Source organism: Streptomyces sp. 142MFCol3.1 (genome assembly GCF_000424945.1).
GTDB classification, from domain to species: Bacteria; Actinomycetota; Actinomycetes; order Streptomycetales; family Streptomycetaceae; genus Streptomyces; species Streptomyces siamensis.
In genome coordinates this window covers 132,806-144,139 of the sequence record NZ_AUKV01000011.1, presented here as the reverse complement: position 1 = coordinate 144,139, position 11,334 = coordinate 132,806, and the positions used below count along the sequence as shown (strand labels likewise).

The 11,334-nt window shown below is 71.1% G+C and carries 11 protein-coding genes; 9 read left to right on the top strand and 2 right to left on the bottom strand.

The window, feature by feature from the left end; all coding sequences use genetic code 11:
* Positions 1 to 23: 23 nt before the first annotated feature.
* The 6 genes from H305_RS0118040 (at position 24) to H305_RS0118015 (ending at position 5,747) form a co-directional block, all read left to right on the top strand.
* On the top strand, positions 24 to 671 hold the full coding sequence (locus H305_RS0118040; RefSeq protein ID WP_028801596.1) for a TetR/AcrR family transcriptional regulator: 648 nt from the start codon (positions 24 to 26) through the stop codon (positions 669 to 671).
* A gap of 489 nt (positions 672 to 1,160) precedes the next feature.
* On the top strand, positions 1,161 to 2,750 hold the full coding sequence (locus tag H305_RS0118035; RefSeq protein ID WP_028801595.1) for an ATP-binding protein: 1,590 nt from the start codon (positions 1,161 to 1,163) through the stop codon (positions 2,748 to 2,750).
* The gene (locus H305_RS0118030; protein ID WP_028801594.1) at positions 2,747 to 3,154 is read left to right on the top strand and encodes a roadblock/LC7 domain-containing protein; all 408 of its coding nucleotides are present in this window, start codon (positions 2,747 to 2,749) and stop codon (positions 3,152 to 3,154) included. Before H305_RS0118035 ends, H305_RS0118030 begins: the two co-directional genes overlap by 4 nt.
* Positions 3,151 to 3,603 carry a DUF742 domain-containing protein gene (locus tag H305_RS0118025; RefSeq protein WP_028801593.1) on the top strand — a complete coding sequence of 151 codons (453 nt, stop codon included), beginning with the start codon at positions 3,151 to 3,153 and terminating at the stop codon, positions 3,601 to 3,603. The genes H305_RS0118030 and H305_RS0118025 overlap by 4 nt, the downstream gene beginning before the upstream one ends.
* Positions 3,584 to 4,204, top strand: coding sequence for a GTP-binding protein (locus H305_RS0118020; protein ID WP_028801592.1), 621 nt, complete (start codon positions 3,584 to 3,586; stop codon positions 4,202 to 4,204). Before H305_RS0118025 ends, H305_RS0118020 begins: the two co-directional genes overlap by 20 nt.
* Positions 4,205 to 4,286: 82 nt before the next feature.
* The gene (locus tag H305_RS0118015) at positions 4,287 to 5,747 is read left to right on the top strand and encodes a cytochrome P450 (protein WP_028801591.1); all 1,461 of its coding nucleotides are present in this window, start codon (positions 4,287 to 4,289) and stop codon (positions 5,745 to 5,747) included.
* Positions 5,748 to 5,845: 98 nt separating this feature from the next.
* On the opposite strand, the gene H305_RS46365 is transcribed toward H305_RS0118015, so the two are convergent.
* A complete protein-coding gene (locus H305_RS46365) occupies positions 5,846 to 6,850 on the bottom strand; it encodes an RluA family pseudouridine synthase (RefSeq protein ID WP_199791423.1) in 1,005 nt (334 codons plus the stop codon).
* Entirely contained in the window at positions 6,825 to 8,375 is a 1,551-nt protein-coding gene (locus H305_RS46360) for an amino acid permease (protein ID WP_037764445.1), read from the bottom strand. The genes H305_RS46365 and H305_RS46360 overlap by 26 nt, the downstream gene beginning before the upstream one ends.
* Before the next feature lie 255 nt (positions 8,376 to 8,630).
* Between H305_RS46360 and H305_RS0118000 the strand changes: the two genes are divergently transcribed.
* From H305_RS0118000 to H305_RS0117990, 3 genes are all read left to right on the top strand, one after another.
* Positions 8,631 to 9,281, top strand: coding sequence for a PadR family transcriptional regulator (locus H305_RS0118000; RefSeq protein WP_028801590.1), 651 nt, complete (start codon positions 8,631 to 8,633; stop codon positions 9,279 to 9,281).
* A gap of 184 nt (positions 9,282 to 9,465) precedes the next feature.
* Positions 9,466 to 10,482, top strand: a complete 1,017-nt coding sequence (locus tag H305_RS0117995; protein WP_028801589.1) for a daunorubicin resistance protein DrrA family ABC transporter ATP-binding protein — start codon at positions 9,466 to 9,468, stop codon at positions 10,480 to 10,482.
* A complete protein-coding gene (locus H305_RS0117990) occupies positions 10,479 to 11,255 on the top strand; it encodes an ABC transporter permease (protein ID WP_028801588.1) in 777 nt (258 codons plus the stop codon). Before H305_RS0117995 ends, H305_RS0117990 begins: the two co-directional genes overlap by 4 nt.
* The last annotated feature ends 79 nt before the right edge of the window (positions 11,256 to 11,334 follow it).

Genomic DNA, 11,334 nt, shown 5'->3' with positions numbered 1-11,334 from the left:
CGCCCTGTGCGAGGATCGAACGCATGGGAACAGCAGGCGCACCGGGAGGGCGGCGGGTCGGCAGGCCGCGCGCCGCGCAGCGGCCGGACAGCGGGCTGTCGCCGCGCGACGAACTGCTCGCTGCCGCGGCCGAGTTGTTCACCACGCGCGGATACGCGGCCACGACCACCCGGGCCGTGGCCGAGCGCGCCGGTATGCGCCAGGCGTCCATGTACCACTACGTGTCGGGCAAGGAGGAGCTGCTCGCCGAGCTCCTGGAGTCCACGGTCACGCCCTCGCTGACCCTCGCCCGGCAACTCCTCGCGGACGACGCCGCGCCCGCCGGGGGACGGCTGTGGGAGCTCTGCCGCACCGACGTGGCGCTCCTGTGCGGCGGCCCGTACAACCTGGGCGGCCTCTACCTGCTGCCCGAGGTGCGGGCCGAGCGGTTCGCCGGCTTCCATGCGGTGCGGGCCGAACTCAAGGACGCCTACCGGCAGTTGATCGCCGCGACGGCGGCCGGGGGAGTGCTCGCGAAGGCCGAGCTCGATCTGCGGACGGATCTGCTGTTCGGCCTGATCGAGGGGGTCATCCTCGTCCACCGCTCCGATCCGGACCGGCCGGTGTCGGCCTTCGCGGAGGCGACCGCGGACGCGGCGCTGCGCATCGCCGGGGTGCCGGCCGGAGCCTGAGCGGTGCGTGTCGCCGAGGTCGGGCCCGGGGTCGCCGGAGTCTGAGCGGTGCCTGTGCCGTCGCCCGGGTGTCGGGCGGGGTCTGTGCCGTGTGCCGTCGCCCAGGTGTCGGCCGGAGCCTGAGCAGGCCCGCCGCTGTCTTCCTTCCGTACCTTCCGCACCTTCCGGATCCTCTCCGGAGTTCCGCCTCCGGCGGCGATTTCACCTGGCCGAGGTGTGGATTCCGCATGCCCGTACCCCGTTACACACCGTGTGCGAACGAAGCCACAGCGTGCAAATGGGGCCGAGGGTACTCCTGTCGCGAGGGCGAATTCAGGTGCTTGCTGAATATGACACAGCGATGATCCGGTCGGACTAAGCTCGCCCGCAGCGCACCGAGTTGAGGTGTATTCGGGCGCTTGTTCCCAAAATTTCCGAAGATTCAGTTTGATCCGTGCATTTCCCCCACAAACCTCCCCACCCCCAGTCGACCTGTCTCAGAGGGCATACATGGTGAGTGTTCAATCGCCTCCCGGTGGCCGTGAACTTCCCTACGCGCGCGTCCTGTTGCTGCCGGCCATACTGATGGCCGCGGTGACCGGCGCCGCCGTCGCCTTGGTGACGGAGTCGGCGCGACCAGCCGTCGGTGTGTGCGGCGGCATCGCCACACTGCTGGTCATCGCGATCGGCGCCGAGGCCGTACGCCGCGGCCGCGTCGCCCGTGACCTGCGCGCCGAGTTCGCGCAGCGCTCCGCCTCCCTGGAACAGCGCATCGCCGCCCACGACCAGGAGATCGTGCGCCTCTCCGAGGACGTCCTGCCGACCGCGCTCGACCGGTTGCACGGCGGTGACTCACCCGCGGAGGTGGTCCGCACCCTGGACCGTGACAACCCGGAGTACGCCGACATCCCCGCCTCGCAGCGCGCGCTCCTGAAGAAGGTGCTCAAGGCCATCGACGTCGAGGAGTCGATGCGCGACGCCGCGCAGCGCTCCTTCGTCAACATCGCCCGGCGCGTCCAGGCCATCGTCCACCAGCAGAACAACGAACTGCGCGAGATGGAGGAGGACCACGGGCGCAACCCCGAGGTCTTCGACGACCTGCTGCGCATCGACCACGGCACCGCGCTGATCGGCCGCCTCGCCGACTCCATCGCCGTGCTCGGCGGCGGCCGTCCCAGCCGCCAGTGGCCCAACGCCGTACCGCTGTTCAGCGTGCTGCGCGGCGCGATGTCCCGGATCCTCGAATACCGCCGCATCGAGCTGCACAACATCGTCGACATCGCCGTCAAGGGCGAACACGTCGAACCGATCATCCACGCGCTCGCCGAGCTGCTCGACAACGCCACGCGCTACTCGCCCCCGCACACCAAGGTGCATGTCACCGCCATCGAGGTGCAGACCGGCATCGCCGTCGAGATCGAGGACGGCGGCGTCAGCCTCAGCGACGAGGCCCGCGGCAAGATCGAGGAACTGCTCCGGCTGGCCGCGGCCGGCGTCGACCCGAACGTGATGGGCCAGGCCCCCCGGCTCGGCATGGCGGTCGTCGGACGACTCGCCCAGATGTACAACATGCAGGTCTCGCTGCGGCAGTCCGCGTACGGCGGCGTCCGCGCCGTCCTCGTCGCCCCGCGCGACATGCTCACCAACGACTTCGCCCCCGGTCTCGCCCACGGCATCGGGGTGAACTCCACCGCGGGCCTCGACACCGGCGGTGTGGAGGGACCGGCGCGCAAGCCGAAGAAGCGCAAGCCGACCACCGGACCGCGCATCCCCTCCTCGAACGGCGGATCCCACGACGACGACGTGCCCGTGGTCACCGAGTGGACCCCCAACGGGCTGCCGCAGCGCCGCAGCCGCGTCAAGGTCCCGCTCAGCCAGCGGATCGCCGAGGCCCGGGCCGAGGCCGAGGCCGCCGAGGCCGCCGCGGCGGCGGCTCCCGCCTGGGTGCACGAGCCCGAACCGCAGGAGAAGGAGCCCGAACCCGGCCTGTGGGTCGAAGCGTTCATGAACGGCCTCAAGGGTGACCCGGACCCGACCGCATTCACGATGAACAACCAGGCGGCCCCTGCCGAGGCCGACGACGAGGGGGACCTCAAGTGATCCAGCAGCGAGCCAACTTCGACTGGATGCTCAAGGAGCTCGCCGACGGCGTACCGGGCATCCGGCAGATCGTGGTGCTCTCGGCCGACGGACTGCGCATCGCCCGCTACGGCGGCGAACCGGACGCCGCGGACCGCGTGGCCGCGGCCTGCGCGGGCCTGCAGAGCCTGGCCGGAGCCGTCGCGGGCGAGATCCCCAACAGCGACGGCCGGATGCGCATGGTCATCATCGAGATCAACGGGGGCTACTTCTACCTGATGTCCGCCGGACCCAACGCCTACCTGGCGGTCCTCGCCAACCAGACCGCGGAGCCCGGACTGATGAGCAACCGCATGCGTGACCTCGTCGTCCGGATCGGCGCCCATCTCACCAGCCCGCCGCGGCGCAACGGGCAGACCGTATGACTCCTCCGCAGCGCCGACGGCGCCATCCCAAGGAAGAAGCCCCGGATCCCCCGACACCGCAGTCCCTCCATGTCCAGGAAGGCGCGGAGGGCGCGGACGAGGAGGGCGAGGGAAAGTCGAAGAACCCGGAGCGCCTGTACGTGCTCACGGGCGGCGGTGAGGGCGGTGACCGGGCCGAACTCGACCTGGTCACCCTGGTCGTGGCGCGCGCCGACGCGTCGCCCCCCGTCGCCCAGCCGGAGCAGTCCGCGCTGCTGCGCCTCTGCCAGGCCCCTCTGTCCGTGGCCGAGCTCTCGGCCTATCTCAACCTGCCGTTCAGCGTGGTGACCGTCCTGCTCACCGAGATGCTGGCGGCCGAACTGGTACACGCGCGCGCCCCGATCGTCCGCTCGGCGCTGCCCGACCGTTCCCTCCTCGAAGCGGTGATGCATGGACTTCAAAAGCTCTGACACCATCACGGGCCCTCGCGCCGAGGACCATCTGCCGCACACGGCACAGGCCGCGGTGAAGATCGTGATCGTGGGCGGCTTCGGGGTCGGCAAGACGACCATGGTGGGTTCCGTCAGCGAGATCAGACCGCTGACCACCGAGGAGACCATGACGCAGGCCGGCATCGGCGTCGACGACAACTACGGCTCCGAGAGCAAGACGGCCACCACCGTCGCCATGGACTTCGGCCGCATCTCCATCACGGACCAGCTGGTGCTCTACCTGTTCGGCACGCCCGGACAGGAGCGGTTCTGGTTCCTGTGGAACGGCCTCTTCGAAGGAGCCCTCGGCGCCGTGGTGCTCATCGACACCCGCCGTCTGGAGGTCAGCTTCGACGTGATCGGCCGCCTGGAGGAGCGCGGCGTGCCGTTCGTCGTGGCGATAAACGACTTCCCCGACGCCCCCGGCTACCCGATCGAGGACCTGCGGACGGCGCTCGACCTGCCCGAGGAGATCCCGATCGTGAAGTGCGACGCGCGCCGCAGGGCCTCCAGCCGGGACACCCTGATGACGCTGATGCGCTTCCTGCACTCCCTGTCGGTGACCTCGGCACGCGTCTGACGCGACGTCAACGACGGCGCCGCCCACCCCTTCGGCCACCCCCCTCAAGACCCGGATCCCCCTCAGTTTCGGAGCGATCACCGTGACGTCTGAATCCCACTCCCCGACCGGTACGGACGACCCCACGCCCGGACCGCCGCCCGGCTGCCCCGCCCACGGCCCCGGCGGGCTGCACCGCCTGTACGGACCCGAAGCGGAGGACCTGGGAGCCCTCTACGAGAAACTCCGCGCGGAACACGGCGCGGTGGCCCCCGTGCTGCTCCACAACGACGTACCGATCTGGGTGGTGCTCGGCCACGGCGAGAACCTGCACATGGTGAGCACGCCCCAGCACTACGCGCGCGACAGCAGGCTGTGGACCGCCGTCCAGGACGGTACCGCGGGCGCCGACCATCCGCTCGCGCCGCACATCGCCTGGCAGCCCATCTGCTCCCACGCCGAGGGTGACGAGCACCTGCGGCTGCGTGGAGCCGTCACCGGCGCCATGTCGACCATCGACTTCCGCAGTCTGCGGCGCTACATCAACCGGGCGACGCAGCGCCTGGTCAACGAGTTCTGCGAGCTCGGGAAGGCCGACCTGGTCGGGCAGTTCGCCGAGCACCTGCCGATGTCCGTGCTGTGCGAGATCCTCGGCATGCCCGAGGACTACAACGACCGCATGGTGCACGCCGCCCGTGACCTCCTCAAGGGCACCGAGACCGCGATCGCCAGCAACGAGTACGTCATGAGCGTGCTGACGCAGCACACCCTGCGGCGCCGCGCCAACCCCGAGGAGGACTTCACCAGCCACCTCATCAACCACCCGGCGGGGCTCACCGACGACGAGGTCGCCCAGCACCTGCGCCTCGTTCTGCTCGCCGCCTACGAGGCGACCGCCAACCTCATCGCCAACGTGCTGCGCATGGTCCTCACCGACCCGCGCTTCCGCGCCCAGCTCAACGGCGGGCAGATGACGGTACCGGAGGCGGTCGAGCAGTCCCTGTGGGACGAGCCGCCGTTCAGCGCGGTCCTCGGCTACTTCGCCAAGCAGGAGACGGAGCTGGGCGGCCGGCGCATCCGCAAGGGCGACGGACTGCTCTTCGGCATCGCCCCGGGCAACGTCGACCCGCGGGTCCGCCCCGACCTCACCGCCAACATGCAGGGCAACCGCTCCCACCTCGCCTTCGGCGGCGGTCCCCACGAGTGCCCGGGACAGGACATCGGCCGTGCCATCGCCGACGTCGGGGTCGACGCGCTGCTGCTGCGGCTGCCGGACACCGAACTGGACTGCAAGGAGGACGAGTTGCGCTGGCGGGCGTCGATGTCGTCGCGTCATCTCGTCGAGCTGCCGGTGACGTTCGCACCGCGGCCGCCGCAGGACGTCATGCAGCGCCCCTCCGTCAACGCGCTGCCCCGCCAGCGGCCGAACTGGCAGGTCACGACCGAGGCGTCGCAGCCGAGGCCCGCGCCGCAGCCGGTGGCCCCGCAGGCACCGCCGACGCCCGAACCCGCCGCCCGCCCAGGCGCCTGGCAGCGCTTCCTGCGCTGGTGGCGGGGCTACTGACAGAAGGGCACCGGACGGTGGTGGCCGGCCGTCGCCCGCGCCAGGCCCGGCGCGGGCGGTGGTGGGCGGCTCCGCCGGCCGGGGGGACCGGCTCGGGATCAGGGCCAGGAAGGGTGCGAAGCGGCCCCCTCCGCCCCGGCCCACGCCTCGTACGACGTCCAGGCCTCCAGCTCCCGCGCACTGGTGAACCGGTGCTCGTGCCCCGTGACCGGGTCGGTGAACTCCAGTGTCCGCGCCAGCAGTTGGAGCGGGCGGCGGAAGTCGCCGGCCGGCACGGGGCCGGTCACCACCGGGTAGAGCGGGTCGCCGAGGATCGGCACGCCCAGCGCGTTCATGTGCACACGGAGCTGATGGGTCTGCCCCGTGCTGGGCGTCAGCCGGTAGCGCCCCAGCGGGCCGCGTCGTACAAGCAGTTCGACCCCGCTGACGGCGTTCGGCTCGCCGGGCACCTCACGGGCGGCCAGCACCCCGCGTTCCTTCACGATCCGGCTGCGGACCGTCCGCGGCAGCGCGAGACCGGGGGAGTACGGCGCCACGGCCTCGTACTCCTTGCGGACCAGCTTGTCGCGGAACAGCGTCTGGTACGCGCCGCGTTCCCCGGGGCGCACGGTGAACAGCACGAGCCCGGCCGTGAGCCGGTCCAGTCGGTGCGCGGCACCGAGCGCGGGCAGCTGCAGCTCGCGCCGCAGCCGGGCGAGCGCGGTCTGAGCCACATGACTGCCGCGCGGGGTGGTGGCCAGGAAGTGCGGCTTGTCCGCCACCACGATGTGCTCGTCGCGATACACCACGTCGAGCGCGAAGGGCACCGGCTCCTCGTCGGGCAGCTCCCGGTGGAACCACACGAACATCCCCGGCGCATACGCGGCGTCGGCCGCCACGGGCCGTCCGTCCTCCCCGACGATCAGCCCCGCGCCGATCATCGCGTCGATCACGCCGGTCCCCGCCGCGAGCCGCTCGACCAGATGGTCCCGGACGGTGGCCCAGCCCCCGTCCCACGGCAGCCTGACCCGCACGGGGTCGACCCCGTTGCGCTGCGGGAGGGGGGAGGGCGGAATCCGGGGCTTGCGTCTCACCTGGTCAAGCGTACGAGGCCGGTACGACATCAGGAGCCTCGGTGACCGTCGTCCGCACCCGGTACGCGCGGTACACCGCACCCGCGAGCCCTGTGACTCCGAGGAACAGCAGGGTGAACCACCGGAAGTACCAGTGTCCGCCCGCCGGGTCGTACACGGCGGCCCGCGGCCAGGCGAGGTTGACGGTCATGAAGAGGCCGTAGAGCAGGGCGAGGACGTTCACGGGGACCCCCCAGCGGCCGAGGGAGAAGAGCGGGGCGCCGGTCTCGTCGGTGCCGCCCGCGCCGAACCCGCCGCGCAGTCGGCGCACCAGCAGCGGCCCGGTCACCATCGCGTACGCCAGGTACAGCATCACGATGCAGGTGGTGCCGATCGCCAGGAACGCGTCCGGGGAGGCGAAGTTCAGCAGCAGCAGCGCGGCCGCGAGGACACCGACGACGACGGCGGGCGCGCCGGGCATGCCGGTGCGCGGGGCGACCCTGGAGAGCCGGCCGGAGAAGGGCAGCTGTCCGTCGCGCGCCATGGAGAAGAGCATGCGGCAGGCGGCCGTCTGGATGGCCAGGGTGGCCACCGCGACGGCCACCGCCACGTCGGCGAGCAGCGCGCGCCCGACCCCGTCGCCGAGGCTGCTGGTCAGCACGTAGCTCAGACCGTCCACGCCGAGGCGGCCGTCGGTGAGACTGGGCGCGGCCAGCAGCCCGCCGAGGACGATGAGACCGCCGAGCAGGCCGGCCGCGCCGAGTGCGGTGAGGATCGTACGGGGCGCGGTACGGCGGGGGTTGTGGGTCTCCTCGCTCATCTCGCCCGCGCTGTCGAAGCCGATCATCACGTACGCGGCCATGAACGAGCCCACCATCAGGGCGCCGAAGAGGCCGGTGCCGCCCTCGCCGGTGCGGAACGTGATGCCGGGGGAGCGCTCGGAGTGGGTGAACAGCAGCACGATGATCAGGACCGCGCCGATGATCTCGGCGGTCACCCCGATCCGGTTGACGGCCGACATCACGCGGTTGTCGGCGATGTTGACCAGGGTGGTGAGGGTCAGCAGGATCACGCCGAGGACGGCCGCGTTGGCGGCGCCGTCGGCGCTGGTGGGTGCCGGGTCGTCGCCCACCAGTTGGAAGCCCGGCCAGATCGCGGGCAGCACCATCTGGAGCGCGAGTGCCGCCGCGGCCACCACCACGATCTGCCCGATCACCATGATCCAGCCGGCGAACCAGCCGAAGGACAGGTTCGACAGCCGGGACGACCACTGGTAGATCGCGCCCGAGAGGGGGTAGCGCGCGGCCAGTTCCGCGAAGCAGGCGGCGACCGCCAACTGGCCCACGAGCACGGCCGGCCACGTCCAGAAGAAGACCGGGCCGCCGAACGCGTACCCGAAGGCGAAGAACTGGAAGACGGTCGTGAGGACCGAGATGAAGGAGAAGCCGGCGGCGAACGAGGCGTATCGGCCGAGGCTGCGGTGCAGCTCCTGGGGGTAGCCGAACTCGGCGAGGCCCGTGGCCCCGTCGGGCCGCGGCGGGTCGGGGCGGACGTCGGCGGGGGCGGTGCTCGTCATGGCGGCAACCTGCTTTCGCACAGCGGCGCGAGGATTCCTGTCGAGCGACAGAAATTAGGGAGGGGCTGTTTCGCCGGCGTCACGCGTCCGTGTCCGGGGCGCACCTAACTCCTCACGCCCTTGCGGGGAGCCGTAGAACGCGATACATCGTGTGTATTGACGACTCTCGCCGGTCGCGATATGTTCGGCCACGGATATTCGGTGACGAGTTGCCACTGCTCGGTGGCGATCACGCCGGCGAAGGGGGTGGATGCCGTGGCGGTCAAGCGCCGGAAGCTCGGCAACCCGCTGGCTCTCGCGGTCATGGTGCTGCTCACCGAGCGGCCGATGCATCCGTACGAGATCGCCCAGACCCTGCGCCGACGCGGCAAGGACGCCAGCCTGAAGATCAACTACGGCTCGCTCTACACCGTCGTCCAGAACCTGGAGAAGCACGGGTTCGTCGAGGTCGCCGAGGTGCAGCGGGAGGGCAACCGCCCCGAGCGCACGCTGTACGGCATCACGGACGCCGGACGCGAAGAGGCCACGGAGTGGCTGTCGGACCTGCTCGCCGTCCCGGCGCGGGAGTATCCGATCTTCGAGGCCGCGCTCTCCCTGATGTGCGTGTTGCACCCCGACGAGGTGGCGCGGCTGCTCGCGGAGCGGCTCACCATGCTGGAGGTGCAGGCCGCGAGCCTGCGCGGCGGCGTGGCGAAGCTGTCCGAGACGCTGCCCCGGCTTTTCCTCGTCGAGTCCGAGTACCAACTGCACATGATCGAGGCGCAGGCCGTCTGGGTCCGGGGCTTTCTCACCGAGATCAAGAACGGCACGTTCCCCGGCGTCAAGGAATGGCGGACCTTCCTCGAAACGGGTGAGGCTCCGCCCGAGTTCCAGGATCCGGAGGGCGGCGGCCTCGAAGGAAAGTAACCGAGAAGACAGACCCCGGCAGAGCTGTTGCAGCAGCCCCGCCAGGGTCTCGAACCCCGAACCGGCTCCGCCGTGGGGCAGACCGGGCCATCGAGGTGCGGCACACCCAGGATAGCCCGGCGCTCTTCACGCGGATCGGCTCGGCCCTGCCCGAGAACACCGCTCACTCAGGAGAGCCGTCGACATGAGTACCACCCGCGCGCCCGCCATCGAGGCGCGCCGACTGACCAAGACCTACCCCGGCGACGTCACCGCGCTCAGCGGCATGGACGTCACCGTCGCGGCCGGCACCGTGCTCGGGCTCCTCGGCCCCAACGGCGCCGGCAAGTCCACCACGGTCAAGATCCTCACCACCCTGGCCCGCCCCGACTCGGGTTCCGCCACCGTCGCGGGCCACGACGTGCGGCGCCACCCGGACCGGGTGCGCCGTGCGATCGGCGTGGTCGCCCAGTACTCCGGCGCCGACCCGGTGGCCACCGGCCGGGAGAACCTTCGGCTCCAGGGCAGGCTGTACGGCCTCAAGGGGGCGGCGCTGAGCCGTCGTGTGGACGAACTGCTCGACCGCTTCACCCTCGCCGACGCGGCGAACCGCCAGGTCAAGACCTACTCGGGAGGCATGCGCCGCCGTCTGGACGTGGCCCTGGGGCTCGTCCACCGCCCCGAGGTGCTCTTCCTCGACGAGCCGACCACCGGCCTCGACCCGCAGGCGCGCACCGCGATGTGGGACGAGATCGCCCGGCTCGCCGGTGACGAGGGACTGACCGTCCTGCTCACCACGCACCACCTCGAAGAGGCCGACCGGCTCGCCGAACGCATCGCGATCGTCGACCGCGGCCGGGTCGTCGTCGAGGGCACCCCCGACGGGTTGAAGGGCGAACTGCGCGGTGACGCCGTCCACGTGGAGCTGCGGGAAGCCGTCGGTGAAGCCGGCCGTACGCTGCTGAGCGGCGCCCTCACCGCGCTGCCGGGCGTGCACGAGGCGCTGTTCGACGGCCGGCGTGTCAGTGTCCGCGCCGACGACGGGGCCGGCGCGGTGCCGGCCCTGCTGGGCGCCCTGGAGCGTGCCGGGGCCGGTGTCGCCTCCGCCACCGTCGCCCGGCCCTCGCTCGACGACGTCTACCTGCGCTACGCGGGCCGCCGCTACTCCGAGGTGGACGCCGGGTCCGCCCAGGACCTCGCCGTCGCCGGAGGTGTGCGATGAGCACCGCCGTCTCCCAGACGTGGTACATGACCCAGCGTCAGCTCATGGTGTTCGTACGGCAGCCCGCGTACCTGCTGATCACCCTGATCCAGCCGGTGGTCTGGCTGTTCCTGTTCGGCAGCCTCTTCAAGAAGGTCGTCGAACTGGGCGGCTTCGGCACCACCTCGTACCTCGACTACCTCGTGCCCGGGGTCGTCGTGATGAGCGCGCTCGGCTCCAACATGTGGGCGGGCATGACCACGCTCGACGAGATCCAGCGCGGCACCCTCGACCGTTTCCTCACGACGCCCGTGAGCCGGGCGGCCCTGATGAACGGCAATGTCGTCAACAACGGCGTGGTGACCGCCCTCCAGTCGGTCGTCATCGTGTTGCTCGGACTGCTCGGCGGCGCCGACTACCCGGGTGGCCTCGGTGGCGTCGCGGTCCTCGTCGTCGCCTCGGTGCTGCTCGGCACGGTCTTCGGGGCACTGTCCAACGCGCTGGGCATGCTGGTCCGGGAGCGGGAGTCGATCATCGGCATCAACACCTTCCTGCTGCTGCCGCTGACGTTCCTGTCCAGCGCCTTCATGGCGCCGTCCCAGATGCCCGGCTGGATGCGGCACATCGCCGACTTCAACCCGCTCGACTGGGCGATGGTCGCGGGCCGCTCGGCGACGTCCGAACACCCCGACTGGGGCGACGTGTCCGGCAGGGGAGCCGGTCTGCTCGCGCTGGCGGTGGTGTCGGTGTGGCTGTCGATCCGCACGTTCCGCTCGTACCAGCGGTCGGTGTAGGACGGGCCGGGGGGTATGCGGCGGCGGGCGGTGCAGCAGAGTTCACCGGGCCGGCCGGGCGGAGGCCGAAACGGTCCTG

Bases quoted from the DNA above. Each gene is read 5' to 3' on its own strand.
- H305_RS0118040 (WP_028801596.1), top strand. From the start codon at position 24: ATGGGAACAGCAGGCGCACCGGGAGGGCGGCGGGTCGGCAGGCCGCGC.
- H305_RS0118035 (WP_028801595.1), top strand. From the start codon at position 1,161: ATGGTGAGTGTTCAATCGCCTCCCGGTGGCCGTGAACTTCCCTACGCG.
- H305_RS0118025 (WP_028801593.1), top strand. From the start codon at position 3,151: ATGACTCCTCCGCAGCGCCGACGGCGCCATCCCAAGGAAGAAGCCCCG.
- H305_RS0118020 (WP_028801592.1), top strand. From the start codon at position 3,584: ATGGACTTCAAAAGCTCTGACACCATCACGGGCCCTCGCGCCGAGGAC.
- H305_RS46365 (WP_199791423.1), bottom strand. From the start codon at position 6,850: ATGTCGTACCGGCCTCGTACGCTTGACCAGGTGAGACGCAAGCCCCGG.
- H305_RS46360 (WP_037764445.1), bottom strand. From the start codon at position 8,375: ATGACGAGCACCGCCCCCGCCGACGTCCGCCCCGACCCGCCGCGGCCC.
- H305_RS0117995 (WP_028801589.1), top strand. From the start codon at position 9,466: ATGAGTACCACCCGCGCGCCCGCCATCGAGGCGCGCCGACTGACCAAG.
- H305_RS0117990 (WP_028801588.1), top strand. From the start codon at position 10,479: ATGAGCACCGCCGTCTCCCAGACGTGGTACATGACCCAGCGTCAGCTC.